Below are 18,290 nucleotides of genomic sequence, written 5' to 3' on the forward strand. Positions count from 1 at the left end.
CCGCGCATGAAAGGGAAAGGTGACGACATGGCCAGGAGCAATGTCCCTGCGGTTCCGGCGCTGGGCGGTGAAGCCAGCCTCAACCGCTATCTGTCGGAAATCCGCAAATTTCCGCTGCTCAAGCCTGAGCAGGAATATATGCTGGCGAAGCGCTATCAGGAGCATCAGGACCCTGAAGCTGCGGCGCAGCTTGTAACTTCGCACCTGCGCCTCGTGGCGAAGATCGCGATGGGCTATCGCGGCTACGGCCTGCCCGTGAGCGAACTCATCAGCGAAGGCAATATCGGCCTGATGCAGGGCGTGAAGAAGTTCGAGCCGGATCGCGGCTTCCGTCTGGCGACCTACGCGATGTGGTGGATCAGGGCTTCGATCCAGGAATTCATCCTGCGGTCGTGGAGCCTTGTGAAAATGGGCACCACCGCGTCGCAGAAGAAGCTCTTCTTCAACCTCCGCCGCATGAAGAACAGCATCGAGGCGTTCGAGGACGGCGATCTGCATCCTGAAGACGTCACGAAGATCGCGACCGATCTTGGCGTGTCGGAAGACGATGTCGTGTCGATGAACCGTCGCATGGCGATGGGCGGCGACACGTCGCTCAATGTCCCGATGCGCGAGGATGGCGAGGGTCAGTGGCAGGACTGGTTGCAGGATAACGACCCGCTTCAGGACGAACGCGTTGCCGAGGAGCAGGAAAAGACCCAGCGCCACGAGATGCTGGTCGAGGCGATGACCGATCTTAACGATCGGGAAAAGCACATCCTCGCCGAACGCCGCCTCGCGGAAGAGCCGAAGACTCTGGAGGAACTGAGCCAGGTCTATGGCGTCAGCCGCGAGCGTGTCCGCCAGATCGAGGTGCGCGCCTTCGAAAAGCTGCAGAAGGCGATGATGCGGATCGCGGGCGACCGGCTGAGCCGGATGGCGAAACTCGCCGCCGCCTGAGTCCCTCATCGGTCGAGAAGAAAAGCTCCGGAGCGATCCGGGGCTTTTTCTTTGCATGACGGTCCCGCTTGAACCCGACGGTGCGAGCGCGTTACGAACGGGCATGATCGCAAAAACCGCACCCCGCCGCCGCCGCTGGCTGCTCCTCCCGCTCAAGCTGCTGCTCGGCTTTGCCGCCCTGTCGCTGTTGATGGTGCTGATCTACCGCTTCGTGCCGCCGCCAGTGACGCTGACCATGCTGTTCGATCCCAACGGCATCACGAAGGACTGGACACCGCTGGACGAGATCGACCCGAACATGCCGCGCGCCGCCATCGCGTCGGAGGACGGGAAATTCTGCACACATCACGGTTTCGACGTCGACGCCATCGCCAAGGCGGCGATCCACAATGCCAGCGGCGGACGCATCCGCGGCGGGTCGACCATCAGTCAGCAGACCGCCAAGAATGTCTTTCTCTGGCAGGGCGGCGGCTTCGTGCGCAAGGGGCTGGAAGCGTGGTTCACCGTTCTGATCGAGGCTGTGTGGGGCAAGCGGCGCATCATGGAGGTTTACCTGAACGTCGCGGAAACCGGCATCGGCACCTATGGCGTGCAGGCGGGCGCGATCCGCTATTTCCATCACGGCGCGGGCAGGCTTTCCCGCGCCGAAGCCGCGCGCATCGCGGCGGTCCTCCCCCTCCCCAAGAAACGGGCCGCCGTCGCGCCCGGTGGCTTCACGCGCCGCTACGGCAACACCATCGCCCGGCGGATCGGGATTGTTCAGCGGGATGGACTGGACGGCTGCCTCAAATGAAAAAAGGCGGGATAATCCCGCCTTTTTCCTTTCTCGATCTCGCTCGCGTCAGAAGCTGATGCGCGCGCCCACCCGCACCGAATAGAGCGAAGATCCGTTGGTGGTCACCAGTTCGTCGGCCAGCACCGTATCGGTCGAGGGCTGCTCATATTTATACTGCGCGCAGGCATTGCCGCCCGATGCAACGCAACTCACCTTCGCCACCGTCTTGCGGAACGGGAAGCTCGACCGCAACTGCTGACCCCATTTGTGGTTCAGGAAGTTGGTGAAATTCTCCACGTCGGCAAAGAGCGAGAAACGCGCTCCGAGCGGCAACGGCACTTCCTGCTCCACATGCAGGTCGATCCGGGTGAACGCCTTGGAGCGGAACGCGTTACGCGGCGCGATCTGGCCACGATAGCCGTTCAGGCCCGATCCTTCGATGATCGCATTGATGCGATCGCGCGTGGCGTCGCTGTCATATATGACCTTGGGATCGTTGATGCCGGTCGGGACGTAGAAGAGATAGCGCGACGCGCTGCCCGCCGTGCCGAATACGCCCGAACGGCCGCCCGACAGATCCTGCATGACATAGCTGTAGCGCGCGCCGGCCCGCGTCGTGCCGAACAGGTCGAGGCGCGTTTTATAGTCGCCGAAGAATGCGCGTTCGAACGACGCATTGTATCGGAACGCCCACCGCACTTCGTCGTTCGAATGGCCGCGGCCGCCGAAATTCGCGTCATAATTGGCACCGTTGCCGTAGATCGAACTGGCCTGCGAAGACGTCAGCGCGCCCGCGTCCCGGACGTCCTGCCGCGTATAGGCACCCGACAGGGTCAGACCCCAGTCCCAGCTCTTTTCCGCGCGCAACACGCCGATCCATCCGCGACCGTAACTGGTGTTGGTGAGCAGCAGATCCTGCCCTGTGTCGGTCGAACGCGAGCCGGGCGTCGTTCCGGGAAGCAGGTTCTGATAACGCTGGCGGCCGTCCGGCGTGAACGATCCGGGGATCGGCACCGAGCGCAGATCGGTAACGATCACCTGCTGCCGCACCTTGCTGTAAAGCAGGTCCGCACCGAAACGCCAGCCATCGCCCAGCGCGCCGAAATCGGCCTCATAATCGACCGACAAAGTGCCCCGGAACTGGTTGGGCGCCTTGAAATTGGGGTCGATGGCGTTGAGCGAGGTCGTGGCGTTGGGATTGGCCGAGAGGCCGGCAGCCGCCGTCTGGACCGCCGTGTTCGCGGCGGCGGGGATGTTCGTGTAGGACGGATTGTTGAGGATAGAAGACGCCGCCGCGCTGCCTCCGTTCGCCGCCGATCCGTTCAACTGATAGACGCCGCCGTCCGTCTGCCGCGCGGTGATCGACGTATTGATGACGCCCGTGTTCGAGAAAGAATTGCCGATATAGACATCGGGCGATCCACCGCCGAAGATGCCGCCGCCGCCACGGATCGTCAGGCGAGGCGTCGGCTTGTAGGTGATGCCGAACCGCGGCTGAAACAGGCCGATGCCGCCGATATTGCTGGCGTTGGTGAAGCCGTAACGGCGGGCGAAGTTCGGATTGACCGCCGGCTTGCTGTCCATTCCGAACAGGTCGTAGCGCAGGCCGATGCCGATATTGAGCTGGCTGTTGACGCGCCAGTCGTCCTGCAGACCGAAGGTGTATGCGTCGTAGGAGAAGCTCGCCGCCGCGTCGTTGGGGTCGAGCGACCCTGCGTTATTATAGCTGAACGATGTCGCCGTGCCGTTGGCGAAATCCTGGATGCTGTCGAAATAATATGTGCCTGCTGACGGATTTACGAACAGGTTGAACGACTTGGTGTGGTTCCATTCGGCGAGCATGCGGAAATTATGATCCCCCGCCTTCAGCTTGGCCGACACCGATCCGCCCCAGGTGCGGATGCGCAGGATGTTCGACTGGCTGGGACCGCCCGATCCCAGAACGAACTGCGGCGTTCCGGTGCCGGTCCCGCAAACGATGCTGACATTGGTCGCGACGCTGGGCACGGGTGGTGTGCCCGTTTGGACATTCCGCGGCTCCGAAGTCGGCGCGGCGCAGACAGACATCTGCGCCGTCCGCCCCATGAGGGGGAACTGGCCACTGTCATATGTCTTGTAGAGCGCGCGCGTTTCGGTCGAAAACGCATCGGTCCAGTCGGCATTCCAGTTGACGATGCCCGCTTTCATCTTGTTGGGCTTCTTGTAGGCGTTCGACATCAGGCCAAGGTCGCGCGTGCCGGTCGTCGTGCTGACGTTCAGCGAGTCCTTGGTATACAGGCCCGTCAGCGATACGCGCTGCGTTTCGGACAGGTTCGCGTCGATCTTGCCGACCAGACGATCGTCCTCGTCTCCGTCGGACCGCAGGATGCCGCCGGGGTCGAAGCCATATTTGTCCTTCGAAATCTGAACGATGCGCTCAAGGTCGGCATCGCGCGCGTTGATGACCGGCGTCCCCGCATTATCCTCCTGCGTGCCGAAGGCGACCGGACGCGCCGCGCGCACCCGCTCCGCCGCGATCATGAAGAACAGCTTGTCCTTGATGATCGGCCCGGAAATCTCCGCGCCGAAATCCTTGCTGGTGAAATTGGGCTGCACGATGCGCCCCGTGGGGTTGAGGATATAGGGCTTCGTCCGCTTGCCCGTCAGTTCGTCCGAACTGAAAGTGTAGAAGGCGGTGCCATGAAATTCGTTGGTGCCCGATTTCAGGATCGCGTTGGAAACGCCGCCCTGAAAAAAGCCTTCGCGAATGTCATAAGGCGCGACCTTGGTTTCGAACTGCCCGATGGAATCGAGCGGCACCGGCCCCCGGCGCGAAGGCAGCGCATCGGGGTTGAGACCGAAGCTGTCGGTGATGGGGACGCCGTCCACGGTGAACCGGTTGAAGCGCGGGTTCTGCCCCGCGAAGGAAACCTGACGACCCGTCGTCTGGCTCGTGTCGAGCGTCGCGAACGGATCGCGCGCCGCGATGTCGCGAATGTCGCGATTGACCGACGCGATCTTGCTGATCTGCGCCGCTGTCAACACGAGAGCCGGACCCGCCGAGATATTGCCAGCGCCGCGAATTTTGGACGCCGTGACGACGATTGCGTCGCCTTCGCTGACCAGTGCGACGGGCAGGGAGAATTCCTGACCGACGACGGTCTGGATGTCCGTCACCGTCGCATCGCTGTAGCCCGATGCGGTGACGCGAACGCTGTAGGGACCGCCCACGCGCAGGCCCGTGGCGGAAAAGCCGCCGGACGCATCGGTGGTGGCGGACGCCGATGTTCCGGTCGGCACATGCGTGATCTGGACCCGAGCGCCCACGACCGGCGCGCCCTCCGCCGTCACCGTGCCGCGGATCGACGAGGTGGTTTCCTGCGCATGCGCCGGCGCACCCATGGTTGCCGCCATGCCGATGCCGGCGACGCTCGCCGCCAGCAAGATCTTCAGATGTTTCATGTGACCCCTAGTCCCTTTTTCCCAAGCGGTCGGTTCACCGCTCCACCAAGCGATTGCTGCAAGCTGTAGCCGCTCTCTGGCGACCGCCGGCGTCGCCCTTGTGATGCGGCGGCTGCACTTTTGTTACAATGCAGCATGATAGCCGGGACAGGACGGTGGATAGACGGGTCGCGAGGGATGTGCGATCTCAGGACCGGTCAATAAAATGCTGTATTACATACATAAAATAGGGAATTTTATAGCAGTTTGACGATGGTGCAATTTTGCAACGCAGCGCAAAAATCTTTGGCGACGCGAAGAGAACGCGAAAAAGGGGGCCGGCGAACGATCGCCAGCCCCCTTCATTTTGCCCAAATTCTAATCTGGATTAAGCGGCGTCTTCGGCCCGCTTTTCCTTCTCACTGAACACGCGAATCGGCTCCTTCGTGCCCGCGACGACATCCTTGTCGACCACGACTTCGCCCACCCCCTCCATCGACGGCAGGTCGAACATCGTGTCGAGCAGGATCGCTTCAAGGATCGAACGCAGGCCGCGCGCGCCGGTCTTGCGCTCGATCGCTTTCCGGGCGATCGCGGTCAGCGCATCGTCTGTGAAGCTCAGTTCCACATTCTCCATGTCGAACAGCTTGCCATATTGCTTCACCAGCGCATTTTTCGGCTCGACCAGAATCTTGACCAGTGCGGTCACATCCAGATCTTCCAGCGTCGCGATCACCGGCAGACGGCCGACAAATTCGGGGATGAGACCGAATTTCAGCAGATCCTCCGGCTCGCTCTGGCGAAGCAGCTCGCCGGTGCGGCGTTCCTCGGGCGCGGCGACATGCGCACCGAACCCGATCGACTTGGCTTCCAGACGGTCGCCGATGATCTTTTCCAGCCCCGCGAACGCGCCGCCGCAGATGAACAGGATGTTCGTCGTATCGACCTGAAGGAATTCCTGCTGCGGATGCTTGCGCCCGCCCTGCGGCGGCACTGAAGCGGTCGTGCCTTCCATCAGCTTGAGCAGCGCCTGCTGCACGCCCTCGCCCGACACATCGCGGGTGATCGACGGGTTTTCCGCCTTCCGGCTGATCTTGTCGATCTCGTCGATGTAGACGATGCCGCGCTGCGCCTTCTCGACATTATAGTCCGACGCCTGCAGCAGCTTGAGGATGATGTTCTCGACATCCTCACCGACATAGCCCGCTTCGGTCAGCGTCGTCGCGTCCGCCATGGTGAAGGGCACGTCGAACGTCTTGGCCAGCGTCTGCGCCAGCAGCGTCTTGCCGCAGCCGGTGGGGCCGACGAGCAGGATGTTGGACTTGGCCAGTTCGACCTCGCCCGGCTTGGAGCCGTGGTTCAGGCGCTTGTAGTGATTGTGGACCGCGACCGACAGGACGCGCTTGGCGCGGTTTTGGCCGATCACATAATCGTCGAGCACATCGCAGATTTCCTGCGGGGTCGGCACGCCGCCATCCTTCTTGCCGACGAGACCGCCCTTGGTCTCCTCGCGGATGATGTCGTTGCACAGCTCCACGCATTCGTCGCAGATGAAGACGGTCGGTCCCGCAATCAGCTTCCGCACCTCATGCTGCGACTTGCCGCAGAAGGAGCAGTAAAGCGTGCTTTTCGAATCGGAACCGGTAAGCTTAGTCATTCGCCATTCTCTCTCCCTTCCCGGAGCGGCGGACTGCCGCCCATGAGGGAAGGATTTGCTGGTCCAAAGGGCATCCTAGACCGCGGCGCGCCCCTTTCACAAGGGTGATAGTGGCGCGCGGCGGTAAAGATCCCCTTTAGCCCTCGGTTGTTTCGGCCGACACGGGCCGGCGGTCGAACACTTCGTCGACAAGGCCGAACGCCTTGGCCTCGTCCGCCTCAAGGAAGGTATCGCGGTCCATCGCCCGCTCGACTTCGTCCAGGCTCTTGCCGGTATATTTGACATAAAGGTCGTTCAGGCGGCGGCGGATGCGCAGGATTTCCTTGGCCTGGATCTCGATGTCGGACGCCATGCCCTGCGCCCCGCCCGAAGGCTGGTGCACCATGATGCGGGCGTTGGAAAGCGCGATGCGCTTGCCCGGCTCACCGGCGGCGAGCAGGAAGCTGCCCATCGACGCGGCCTGACCGATGCAGACGGTGCCGACCTGAGGGCGGATATATTTCATCGTATCGTGGATCGCCATGCCCGCCGTGACGACGCCACCCGGCGAGTTGATATACATCCAGATGTCCTTCTTCGGATTTTCCGATTCCAGGAACAGCAGCTGGGCGACGATCAGCGAGGCCATATGATCCTCGACCTGACCGGTGACGAAGATGATCCGTTCCCGCAACAGGCGCGAATAGATGTCGAAGCTGCGCTCGCCGCGGTTCGACTGTTCGATGACGATGGGGACCAGCGCGGCCATGGGGTCGGACATGATATCGGTCATTTTGCTCTTTTCCGGGTGATTGCTTTTGCCCAAGCCCTACATCGGGACAAAAGCGGAATGGTTCAAGGGGGAAGCGTGCGGGGCCGCCGTCAGTCCCGCCGCGCGAAATCAGAGGGTGCGCGGAAGGTCAGATAGGCCAGCCGCCGGACCTCCCGCCGCCCGCGCACGACCGTGTCGAGGATCAGCCCGCACATGATCGACAGGGTGGCGAGGATCATGAGGCCGGTGACGAGGATGGCGGTGGGAAAGCGCGGCACGAGGCCGGTCTTCATATAGGTGACGATCAGCGGCGCCGCCAGCCCGAGCGCGAGCGCCGTCAGGAATGCCGCGATGATGCCGAAGAACAGCACGGGCCGCTCGATGCGGTAGAGGGTCATGATCGTTTTCAGGATACGCCAGCCATCGCGATAGGTGGACAGCTTGCTGACCGATCCTTCGGGCCGCGCGCCATAGCTGGTCATCACTTCTGCGACCGGCATCGCGAGTTCAAGAGCGTGGACGCTGATCTCCGTCTCGATCTCGAACCCGGCCGACAGCACGGGGAAGCTCTTGACGAAACGGCGGGAAAAGACGCGGTAGCCCGAAAGAATGTCGCTGAAACTGCGTCCGAAAAGCTGCTTGAGCAGGCTGGTAAGCGCCCAGTTGCCGAAGCGGTGGCCGCGCCGGTAGGCCGCTTCCACCTCGTCGCGGCGGCACCCCACCACCATGTCGAGATTGTCCTCCAGCATCGCCGCGACCATCCGCGGTGCGGCGGCGGCTTCATAGGTCGCATCGCCGTCGGCCATGATATATATGTCGGCATCGACGTCCGCGAACATGCGGCGGACGACATGGCCCTTGCCCTGCTGGCTGACGCGGCGGACGATGGCCCCCGCCCCAGCCGCCAGATCGCGGCTGCCGTCCGTCGAATTATTGTCGAAGACATAGATGTCCGCATCGGGCAGCGCCCGGCGAAAATCCTCGACCGTCTTCACGATCGCGCCTGCTTCATTGTAGCAGGGCAGGATTACGGCGACGCGCGGCTTTGCGGTGCCGGTTCCGGCATCCGCCCCCTCACCTGCCACTGGCGGAAATTCCTTCATCCTCGGCGCATCCCCGGCTCTCATGCGACGGGCATGGAGCATCATCCTTTAACATTCCGTCTGCCATGCCGTCCCCGAAATGAAAAGCGCCCGTCCTTCTCGGCGAAGGCGGGCGCTTTTTCATGTCGGGAGGCCGGAGCCGATCACTCGGCCTTCGCGGCGGCCTTCTTGGGAGCAGCCTTCTTCCTGGGCTTTTCCTCGGCGGCTGCCTCTTCCGCTACCGGCGCGTCTTTCTTGGCAGCGGCCTTCTTGGCGGCAGGCTTCTTCGCCGGCGCTTCCTCGGGCTCAGCGGCTGGCGCGGCTTCCGCCTCGGCGGGTTCCGCCGCCTTCTTCTTGGGCGCGGCCTTCTTGGCCTTGGGCTTGCCATGATCGTGGTCATGATCATGGCCGCAGTCAGGGCCATGGACATGAGGCTTGAGGTCGCCGTCCTCGGCTTCGATCGCGGCTTCCAGCTCCTCGCGGGTCACGGTCCGGTCGGTCACTTCGGCCTTCTCGAACAGGAAGTCGACGACCTTGTCCTCATAGAGCGGCGCGCGGAGCTGGGCGGCGGCCATCGGGTCTTGCCGCACATATTGCACGAAACGCTCGCGGTCCTGCGGGCTATACTGCTGCGCCGCCTGCATGATGAGGCGGTTCATTTCCTGATCGGAGACCGTGACGCCGTTCGCCTGACCGATTTCCGACAGCAGCAGGCCAAGGCGCACGCGGCGCACGGCGATGGCGCGATAATCGTCCTTCTCGGCTTCCATTTCCTTGAGGGCCGCTTCGGGATCTTCCTCATGGCTGGCTTCGTGCTGGAGCTGCGCCCAGATCTGCTCGAACTCCGCTTCCACCATGCTGGGCGGCACATCGAAATCATGCGCGGCGGCAAGCTGGTCCAGCAGCTTGCGCTTCATATAGGTGCGGGTGAGGCCGTTATGCTCCTGCTCGATCTGGCCCTTGAGCAGTTCCTTGAGCTTGTCGAGACCCTCAAGGCCCAGCGACTTGGCGAACTCGTCGTCCAGCTTGGGCTTGTCGGCGTTCAGAATCGCCTTGACCGTGATGTCGAAGGTCGCTTCCTTGCCCGCGAGATGCGCCGCGCCATAATCTTTCGGGAAGGTGACGGTGATCGTCTTTTCCTCGCCCTTCTTGACGCCGGTGAGCTGCTCTTCGAAGCCGGGGATGAACTGGCCCGCGCCGATCTTGAGCTTCACGTCCTGCGCGCTGCCGCCCTCGAACGCTTCGCCATCGACCTTGCCGACGAAGTCGATCGACAGCGTGTCGCCGTCCTTCGCCTTGTGGCTGGCGGCATGCTCCTCGAGCGCACCCTGCTGGCTGGCGATACGGCCGGCGGCCTCCGTCACCTTGTCCTCGGGGACTTCGGCGGTCAGGCGCTCCAGCTTCAGACCTTCGATGCTGGGCGCTTCGATTTCGGGCAGCACTTCCAGAGCGACCTTGATCTCGGCGTCCTTGCCGAACTCGAAACCCTCGTCCAGCTCGACCGAAGGCTGCATGGCGGGGCGCAGCTTCTGGTCGGCGATCAGCTTCTGGATGCTTTCCTGGATCGAGTTGTTGAGCGCGTCGCGCTGAAGATTCTCGCCATGCATCTTCTTGACGAGATTGGCGGGCACCTTGCCGGGGCGGAAGCCGGGCATGCGCACCTGCGGCGCGATCGCCTGCACTTCCTTTTCCACGCGGGCGTCGATATCCTTCGACGTGATGGTCACGGTATAGGCGCGCTTCAGGCCTTCGTTCAACGTCTCGACAGTTTGCATCTCTTCTCTCAAACGCTTTCTATAAGCTGAAGTTCGGTGGCTTGGTCGCAGGCGGCGCACTGGTGCGGGCGAAGGGACTCGAACCCCCACATCTTGCGATACCAGAACCTAAATCTGGCGCGTCTACCAGTTTCGCCACGCCCGCATCGGTCGCCGGTCGGCGCGGCATAGAGAAAAGCGCACTGAGAGGCAAGGGATAGTGGGCGCACGGGCGGAACTGGCTGGCAGCGCCATGCGTAGCCTTCATGACAGACCACAAGGAGAGACATGATGGCCACCCGTCCCGCCCTCGATCCCGATGGCGTTCCCGCTCCGGACATCATCCGTCCGCAGTCGCCGGACGAGACCCCGCCGCTCGACGTGCCGGAGGAAGCGCCGATGCGGGAACCGGACGAAGTCGGTCCGGTCGATCCCGATTACGACCAGCCCGCACGCGGCCCCGACGAACTCCCTCCGCCGCCGGACTGATCGGCGGCATCGTATCGACCGTGCGCTTTAGGACACATATCCACAACAAATTTGCGCTCACGGGAACGTTTGCGGTCAATCGTTAAAAAAAGACTGCGGCCGCGCTGGACAGCCCCCTGCAACAATGATTGACTGTGACAGATAGAAGAAAACGGGGAGAGGCACGGCTGACAAAGCAAGGGGGTCGACGTGCATCGGGTTCGAGCGAAACTGGAATGGTTCAAGACGGTTATCCTGCCACAGGAAGCCGCTCTGCGCGGGCGTCTCAGACGCATCCTGCCCTCCAATCATGAGCTGGAGGATATGGTCGCAGAGGTTCTGACCCGCGCCTACGCCACCGAAAACTGGGAAAATGTCACCACCGGCCGGGCCTATCTTTTCACCATCGCCCGCAACCTCGTCATCGACGCCGCCCGCCGCAACAAGGTGGTGAGCTTCGAAACGATTGCAGACCTCGAACTGCTGGGCGGCGAGAACAATATCGAAACCCAGCTCCACGCCCGCGAAGCGCTGCGTCAGGTCGAGGCAATCGTCGAGTCGCTGCCGCCCCAATGCCGCCGTGTCTTCATTCTTCGGCGCATCCACGAAAAATCCATGCTCGAAATAGCGGACGAAATGTCGCTATCCGTTTCTACAGTTGAAAAACATCTGGCCAAAGCCATCGCGATAGTTATGCGAGCCTGGGCGGAACGTGAGGAAACGGACTTCGAACGTGCAGGGGTCGGAGCCAGGGTCAGGCAGCGGGGAATGGAGCGCGATAGAGGCGCAGGCCGCACGCCTGCTGGCCAGGCTTAACTCCAACCCGTCTCCGCAAGACGAAGCGGACATCTGCACGTGGGTCGAATCGGACCCGAGACATGGCGTCGCCTTCGCCCGTGCCGAGGCCGCCTGGGAAGAAGCCGAACGGCTTAAGAGCGCCGCGGCTGACGTCACTCTTCCCCCCCTCGCCGCCATCGTCAGCGAAGAACAGCAGCGCCGCCTGTCGCGCAACATCATGGCCGTGGCTGCGGTGGCCGTCCTGCTTTTCATCATCGCGGCGGTCGTCACGATCCGCACCTTTACCGGCGTCAACCGCTATGAAACCGCGATCGGCCAGATGCGCGACATCGCGCTGGCGGACGGTTCGACGCTGCACCTCAACAGCGACAGCGAAGCCGAGGTCCGCTTCACCGACAATGGCCGCAAGGTCCGCATCCTCAAGGGCGAAGCCTCCTTCGAAGTCGCGCATGACGAAAGCCGCCCCTTCGACGTGGAGGCCCGCTCCGCCGTCATCCGCGCGGTCGGCACGGCGTTCAACGTCCGGCTGCGTCCTTCGCTCGTCGAACTCACCGTCACGAAGGGCGCGGCGCGGGTCCGCTGTGCGGCGGGGCGAGCGCACATGGTCGAGGCCGGACGCGGCGCCATCATCCAGCCGCGCAACGTCGCCCTCACGACGCTGGATTCGCGCATCATGGGCCAGCGCACGGCATGGCGCGACCGTATCGTCGAACTGGACGGAGAGACGGTCGAGCAGGCGGCGGGAGAATTTAACCGCTACCGCACGGCTCCTATCCTGATCGGCGACACGCGCGTCTCGGCGCTGCGGATCGGCGGGCGGTTCCGCACGACCGACAGCCGCGAATTCCTCTCCGCTCTCCAGCTCAGCCTGCCCATCCGCGTCGTCGATGGCGAGGACGGGTCGGTTATGCTCCTCTATCGCGACGAAGCGCCGGGCGAAGCCTGATCCGGCGTCGTCACATCGCGTTTCCGGCGGCTTCCAGCGCTTCGTCGAAGGTTTCGGGCAGCGGCGGCTGCACAGGCTTGTCGCAATCGACTTCCTTCATATGCGCGCGCAGCGCATCCATCCCGCCCAGATTCCAGCGCGCCAGCGGCACGCCCAGCGGCCGGAACTCCGACCGGTCGAACAGTTCGACGACATAAAGCCGGCAGAGGCTGTCCACCTGATCGAGCGTCAGCATGGCGAGGTTCATCACCATCGGCTTGCCCGGCACGCCATTGCGCCCGCGCACCAGATCCGTGACATAAAGTCCGCCACGCGGGTCGATCAGCACCACGTCGGCCTCGCTCGAATCGATCAGACGGTGGCTCGCCGCATAGGGCGCGACGAAGGCATGGGTGCGCCAGACCAGAAAGATGCTGACCAGCGCCGTGATGGCCAGCCCCACCCACAATGGCCGGTTCCAGTCCGGGCGGCGGCACCGCGCCCAGCCAAGCCCCGCCAGCAGGCAGAAGGGGCCGATGAACCCGTGCGCATAGCGAAATCCCCATCCATAGCCCTGCGCCAGCGCCAGCACGCATCCCGCAAGGCATCCCAGCGCCAGCGGCAGGGCGATCTCCTGCCCCCGGATCATCGCCCGCCACCGCATCGCCGCGATGCCGAGCACCGCGAGCGGCACCATCAGAATATTGTTCCACGCGACATAGCGGGTCAGGTTGACCAGAGGCTGCCACCGGTCGCCCAGCCGCTCGAACAGGCTGCCCACCTTGTCCGCCACCCCGGCGGAGGGGCGGACATCGACCGGCGCGCCCAGCATGTGCGACAGGAAACCGGGCCACAGCTTCGCCCAGATCACCACAATCGCCACCAGCGTCAGCGCATGGAAGGCGGCGACCGTCCAGCGGCGCTGCAACAGCATCCACAGGATGAAGGGGGCGATGAACAAGGGCGGGAAATGCCACTGGTGCAGCCCGGCGGCGATCACCGCCACCAGCCCCGCGGCGCCATGGCCCACCACGCCCGCGCGCAGCATCAGCGCCAGCCAGATCATGTTGAGCGCGAAATGGCCCGTCATGGCGTAAGGCGTCATCGCCGTGACCCAAAGCTGGCTTGACGAGAAAGCGAGCAGCAGCGCCACCCACACCGCATCGGGCCGGTCGGGCATCAGCCGCAACGCCACCCGCCACAGCGCGACCAGTCCCGCCATGAGCAGCGTCGGCCCCGCCAGATTGGGATCGCCCAACCGCCAGAACAGCGCCTGTATCGCGCTGTTCACCGGCAGATAGGCCGCCGTCCAGTAATCCGCCGCGCCAAAGGGGGAGAAGAATTCCGGCATGATCGCGCGGCGATAGGGTTCCCACTCCATCGGAATAGGCCGGGCGAATCGGCCCTCGCGCATATAGGCGGCGGCAAAGCGCGCCACTTCCTCGTCGCGGCTGATCGCATAGTCCTGAAACAGCGCATAGTGCCCGGCCCATGCCGCCATGCCGAGCAGCACGATCAGCGGGATGACGATCCGCGCGCGCGGCGGCGGCAGGGCAAAGCCGCGCCCCTCCGCCCGTGGCGCGGCCAGCGCCAGCAGGAGGATCGCGCCCAGCAGCGCGGGGAAATCCTGATCCAGCAGCAGGATGACCGCGAGGCTGATCCCCTGACGATAGGTGACGTGCCACAGGAAAGTCGCGCCCAGCCACAGCGCCAGCCCCACCGCCCCGGCGAGATAGATGCGGCGCGCGTCGACATGGCCGGTCCGCCCGATCATGTCAGTCCCCGACCAGCGTCCGGTTCGCGAACAGCCCGTCCATTTCGACGAGGCGCGGAAAATGCCCCTTATTATTGGCGAAGAAGGCGGAGGGCACGAACCCGGCCTGCTCCAGCCACTCGATCATGGCGCGATAGCCGGTGCCCGACTGGTAGATGGGCCGGATCGCCAGTTCGGTCTGCACGCCCGTCATCGAAGACAGGGCAGCGCCCGCGCCCTCGCACACCGACAGGTCATGGCCCTGCGTGTCCATCTTGAGGAAAGGCCTGCGAAATCCATGTTCGGCGATCAGTTCGGGCAGCATCGTGTCGAGCCTGCGGCACTGCATCTCGACCGACTTCACGATGCGATTGCGCTCGGTGAAGATCGCGTCCTGCGTCCCCGATGGCGTCTTGAGCGAACTGAACTGGTCCGCCGCCATGATGTTGAAGCTCGCGGTGCCGTCAAAGTCGGACAGCGCCATGTTGAAGACGTGCCAGCGCCGGTCGCCCGCCGCGTGGCGTTCAAGCTGCGCGAACACATCGGGGTTCGGCTCGAACGACAGGATCAGCCCGCGATAGCCGCAGTCGCGGCGCAGCATCGTCGCATATTGCCCACGATTGGCGCCGACATCGAACAGGCAGTCGACGTCGAACGCGGCCAGAAACCGGCGCAGAGCCTGGATCTCGGGATATTGATGCACCCGCCCGCCCAGCGCCAGCCGTGTCGCCAGCGCCCGGTCGCGCAATTCTCGCACATAACGGTTCATGCGCGCCCGGCCATCACGCTTTCGTAGACGCGGATCGTCGCCACGGCCATGTCCTTCCAGCTTCCCATCGCTTCGCCATGGGCGCGCGCCCGCGCACCCTGCTGCTGCCTGATGGCCGCGCTTTCGATCAGCGGCAAGAGGGCTTGGGCCAGCGCCGGCGCATTTCCTGCCGGCGCACGGACCGCAACATCGGCGGGAAGCTGGCCGAACATGCCTGCGTCGGACGTCACCATCGCCTTGCCATGGTGCAGCGCGGACAGGAACGCCCCGCTCGAATCGATATGGCGATAGGGGAAGGCGATGATGTCCGCCTTTTCCATATGCGCGCTCAGCCGCCCTTCGGACAGGAAACCGAAATCCTTGAGCAGCCTGTCGCCGTAGCCCGCCGCATCGACGCGCGCGGTGAGCGGCTCCATCGGCATGAAGGGCTTGCCCGCCAGCGCCAGTTCGAACCGATGCCCCGCCCTCCACAGATTGAGACAGGCGTCGATCAGAATGTCGATCCCCTTATATGGCCGCATCGTGCCGAAGAAGAGGATGCGCGGCACGGGGGCATCCGGAACGCTCGCCAGATCGTCGATGCCCGCAGCCGCAAGCTGCATCGGCGGATGCGGGATGACATGGATGCGCGCGGGATCGACGCCCTGCGCGGTAAGCGCCGCTACCGTCGTCCCGCCATGCACGACCAGCGCGTCGAACATATCGAGCAGCGCGCGATAGCCCCGCCCCTGCACGCCCGCGTCGGCATGATAGGCGTCGGCATTGTGGACCGTGTGGACGAGCGGCAACCTGCCCTTCAGCCGCCGCAGCATCAGCCGGTCGGCCGGCGCCAGCGGCAGCCACTGGACATGCGCCACACCGGCGCGCCTGATGGTTCCCAGCCCTCCCACGACGCAGGCCACCCCATATTCGACGGCCTTGAGCAGGCGGAAGGCGCGCCCCTCTCCCAACCGAGCGCGCAATCCTTCGCTCAGGCGGAAATAGGCGGGGTCGTAGCGATAGCCCTGCGGACGGATCGCATCGGTGTCCCGCATGGGCCGCGCCATCAGCGTGACGTCATGCCCTTCCGCCGCCAGCGCCGCGCACAGGCTGTCGTCATAGCGCCCCGTAAAGAGCGACGGGTCGATCATCGCGATCTTCATCCCCGCGCGAGGCTCCGCAGCGAGAGGATGTGGAGCAGCCCGGCAAAGCCCAGCGTCGCGGCATAGAGCGCCAGAAAGGCGACATCGAACCGTCCGGGAAGGAGCAACACCGCCAGCGGCGCGCTCGCCAGCGAACCGGCCAGCAGCGGCAGCGACCGCGCGAGCAGGTGCCGGAACCTCCCGAGCGCGGTCTGGACATAGACCGACACGCACACAATCGTCAGCGCGGCCAGCGCCACGATGATAAGGCTGATGTCGATCCGGCTGATCCCCGCATGCCCCGCGAACAGCAGCCGGAACAGCCGTTCCCCCACCACCAGCAGCGCCAGCGATACCCCGCCCCAGAATGCCAGCCCCGCCGCCGACACGCGCAGCATCAACTGGCGAAAACGCACGCTCTCGCCTGCGTGAAAGGCGCGGGTGATGCGCGGCAGCGCCGCTTCGACCACCGCGCGCACCAGCATGGACAGCGAACGCGACATCTTGAAGAAGAAGTCGAACACCAGCATCGGGCGCGGATCGGACGTCGCCGCCGCGATGGTGAAATAGGGCGCATTATAGGCGACGATGTCCGACAGGGTGAACAGCACCGACGCGCCGATGTCGCTCAGATAATGGGACCGGACATGGCCGCCGCCCGACCGGAAAGCCATCCAGTGTGCGCCCGTCATGCCGAGCCTGCGATGGACATGGCCGATGGCCCAGCCGATCACGACGATGCTCGCCGCCAGTTGCAGCGCCACGGAAACAACCGGATCGAGACCGAACAGCATCGCCGTCAGCAGCCCGATGGTCACGACCCGCCGCCCGCAGTCCAGCAACTCCCACAGCAGGTTCCCGTCCACCGCCGCCAGCGCACGCTTGGCCAGCAGCGCGGGAAGGTTGAGGCAGGCCGACAGGAAGAAGAGAAAGAACAGCAACGGCACGCCCGTCCGCAGCCATCCAAGACCCAGCGCCGCGATCAGGATCAGTGCGCCCGCCATGACGAGCAGCGCCAGAAACAGGAAGATGACGCCCATCTCCTCCAGCCGGAAACCCCCATCGCCCTCCTTCGCTTCGCCCAGCCAGTGTCGCCGCAGCCGCGCATAGATGATGCTGGTGAGGCCGAACTCGGCCGAGATGGTGAAATTGCCGAACGCGACCAGCAGCAGAAATGCCTGAAACTCCGCCAGCGGCAGCACGCGCACGAACACGAAAGTGACGGCGAAACCCCAGATCAGGATAAGCGCCACATTGGCGAGCTTCACCAGCGCCAGGATGCGGGCGGAGCTTTCCAGCCGCGCGAGCCGCGTCACGGGCGGCTCACGCGGCGGCGTCCGCCATCGGCTTGCGCGCGCGGAAAAGGCGGTCGTCCAGCGCATAGAGACGCCGGATGTCGGGGTCGATCGACGATGCGTCGATCTCCTCCAGATAGAACCCGGCGGCACGGATACGATCGGCGAAATCGGGCCCGTATTGGCGCACATGATCCCACTGCCCGAAACGCCGCTCGCGTTCGCGCGGGGGCATGTCGAAACTGCCGTCTTCGGTCGGCTTATCCCACAGCGGCACGACCAGCCACGCCTCGCCCCCGGCCTTGAGAGCGCGATGGATGTTACGCAGCACCGCGCCATCGTCAGGCACATGCTCCATCACATGACTGGCGTAGAACAGGTCGTATCGCCCCTCGTCACCGAGTTCCATGAGGTCCACGCGCCGCATATGCGGCACGGGGTAGATGTCGGGATGCAGGTCTGCCGGGACATAATCCGACGCGGCGGAAAAGCGCCTTACGAGGCTCGCTTCATTGGGAGCCATGTGGAGGATCGCCCCGTCCACCGGCACGCGGATGCGCCCTTCCCCGATCAGCCAGTTCATCAGCCGCTCGCGCGGGGACGCGCCGCACTGCGGGCAGCCCCATTCGCCATTGTCGCCATAGAGGAAGAAGCCGACCACCATCTGCCCGCACGCCGGACAGGCGCGGTCCTTGCGCGCACCGAGCGCCGTGCGGAGCCGCAGCATGGCCCTGGTCGCATGTTTGCCGGCCGCCTTCGCCACCCGCTGAACAGTAATCACCC

Annotated in this window: 15 protein-coding genes and 1 tRNA gene; 5 read left to right on the forward strand and 11 right to left on the reverse strand. The window is 64.2% G+C overall.

Annotated features, from left to right (window positions below):
• The first annotated feature begins 27 nt into the window (after positions 1–27).
• Both rpoH and mtgA read left to right on the forward strand, forming a co-directional pair.
• Positions 28–939: an RNA polymerase sigma factor RpoH gene (rpoH, locus tag SAMIE_RS07540; RefSeq protein WP_066697649.1), complete on the forward strand. Its 912-nt coding sequence runs from the start codon at positions 28–30 to the stop codon at positions 937–939.
• A gap of 103 nt (positions 940–1,042) precedes the next feature.
• Positions 1,043–1,732 (forward strand): monofunctional biosynthetic peptidoglycan transglycosylase, encoded by a 690-nt coding sequence (gene mtgA / locus SAMIE_RS07545; RefSeq protein WP_066697076.1) that lies wholly within the window; start codon positions 1,043–1,045, stop codon positions 1,730–1,732.
• A 48-nt stretch (positions 1,733–1,780) separates the two neighbouring features.
• Here mtgA and SAMIE_RS07550 read toward each other — a convergent pair whose 3' ends face one another.
• The 6 genes from SAMIE_RS07550 to SAMIE_RS07575 form a co-directional block, all read right to left on the reverse strand.
• Positions 1,781–5,155: an outer membrane beta-barrel protein gene (locus SAMIE_RS07550; protein WP_066697079.1), complete on the reverse strand. Its 3,375-nt coding sequence runs from the start codon at positions 5,153–5,155 to the stop codon at positions 1,781–1,783.
• Between the two features lie 367 nt (positions 5,156–5,522).
• Entirely contained in the window at positions 5,523–6,791 is a 1,269-nt protein-coding gene (gene clpX, locus SAMIE_RS07555) for an ATP-dependent Clp protease ATP-binding subunit ClpX (protein WP_066697081.1), read from the reverse strand.
• A 136-nt stretch (positions 6,792–6,927) separates the two neighbouring features.
• Positions 6,928–7,563: an ATP-dependent Clp endopeptidase proteolytic subunit ClpP gene (clpP, locus tag SAMIE_RS07560; RefSeq protein ID WP_066697083.1), complete on the reverse strand. Its 636-nt coding sequence runs from the start codon at positions 7,561–7,563 to the stop codon at positions 6,928–6,930.
• Positions 7,564–7,652: 89 nt separating this feature from the next.
• Positions 7,653–8,645 carry a glycosyltransferase family 2 protein gene (locus tag SAMIE_RS07565; RefSeq protein WP_066697084.1) on the reverse strand — a complete coding sequence of 331 codons (993 nt, stop codon included), beginning with the start codon at positions 8,643–8,645 and terminating at the stop codon, positions 7,653–7,655.
• Positions 8,646–8,788: 143 nt separating this feature from the next.
• Positions 8,789–10,399 carry a trigger factor gene (gene tig, locus SAMIE_RS07570; RefSeq protein ID WP_066697093.1) on the reverse strand — a complete coding sequence of 537 codons (1,611 nt, stop codon included), beginning with the start codon at positions 10,397–10,399 and terminating at the stop codon, positions 8,789–8,791.
• A gap of 60 nt (positions 10,400–10,459) precedes the next feature.
• Positions 10,460–10,544, reverse strand: a tRNA-Leu gene (locus tag SAMIE_RS07575).
• Between the two features lie 122 nt (positions 10,545–10,666).
• Between SAMIE_RS07575 and SAMIE_RS07580 the strand changes: the two genes are divergently transcribed.
• The 3 genes from SAMIE_RS07580 to SAMIE_RS07590 all read left to right on the forward strand — a co-directional run bounded on the left by SAMIE_RS07580 (position 10,667) and on the right by SAMIE_RS07590 (position 12,590).
• Positions 10,667–10,867: a hypothetical protein gene (locus tag SAMIE_RS07580; protein ID WP_408641261.1), complete on the forward strand. Its 201-nt coding sequence runs from the start codon at positions 10,667–10,669 to the stop codon at positions 10,865–10,867.
• A gap of 189 nt (positions 10,868–11,056) precedes the next feature.
• Positions 11,057–11,662: an RNA polymerase sigma factor gene (locus tag SAMIE_RS07585; protein ID WP_066697095.1), complete on the forward strand. Its 606-nt coding sequence runs from the start codon at positions 11,057–11,059 to the stop codon at positions 11,660–11,662.
• Positions 11,580–12,590 (forward strand): FecR family protein, encoded by a 1,011-nt coding sequence (locus SAMIE_RS07590; protein ID WP_066697097.1) that lies wholly within the window; start codon positions 11,580–11,582, stop codon positions 12,588–12,590. The genes SAMIE_RS07585 and SAMIE_RS07590 overlap by 83 nt, the downstream gene beginning before the upstream one ends.
• Positions 12,591–12,600: 10 nt before the next feature.
• On the opposite strand, the gene SAMIE_RS07595 is transcribed toward SAMIE_RS07590, so the two are convergent.
• Genes SAMIE_RS07595 through SAMIE_RS07615 form a run of 5 tightly spaced genes read right to left on the reverse strand, consistent with a single transcriptional unit; the run spans position 12,601 to position 18,288 of the window.
• Positions 12,601–14,343, reverse strand: coding sequence for an MFS transporter (locus SAMIE_RS07595; RefSeq protein ID WP_066697099.1), 1,743 nt, complete (start codon positions 14,341–14,343; stop codon positions 12,601–12,603).
• A gap of 1 nt (position 14,344) precedes the next feature.
• On the reverse strand, positions 14,345–15,091 hold the full coding sequence (locus SAMIE_RS07600) for an FkbM family methyltransferase (protein WP_066697102.1): 747 nt from the start codon (positions 15,089–15,091) through the stop codon (positions 14,345–14,347).
• Positions 15,088–16,233, reverse strand: a complete 1,146-nt coding sequence (locus SAMIE_RS07605; protein WP_066697105.1) for a glycosyltransferase family 4 protein — start codon at positions 16,231–16,233, stop codon at positions 15,088–15,090. The genes SAMIE_RS07600 and SAMIE_RS07605 overlap by 4 nt, the downstream gene beginning before the upstream one ends.
• Entirely contained in the window at positions 16,230–17,528 is a 1,299-nt protein-coding gene (locus SAMIE_RS07610) for a hypothetical protein (RefSeq protein WP_174522200.1), read from the reverse strand. The genes SAMIE_RS07605 and SAMIE_RS07610 overlap by 4 nt, the downstream gene beginning before the upstream one ends.
• Positions 17,529–17,535: 7 nt before the next feature.
• Positions 17,536–18,288, reverse strand: coding sequence for a class I SAM-dependent methyltransferase (locus SAMIE_RS07615; protein WP_066697107.1), 753 nt, complete (start codon positions 18,286–18,288; stop codon positions 17,536–17,538).
• Between the last annotated feature and the right edge of the window lie 2 nt (positions 18,289–18,290).

Origin of the sequence: Sphingobium amiense, assembly GCF_003967075.1 — a bacterium.
Lineage (GTDB): Bacteria > Pseudomonadota > Alphaproteobacteria > Sphingomonadales > Sphingomonadaceae > Sphingobium > Sphingobium amiense.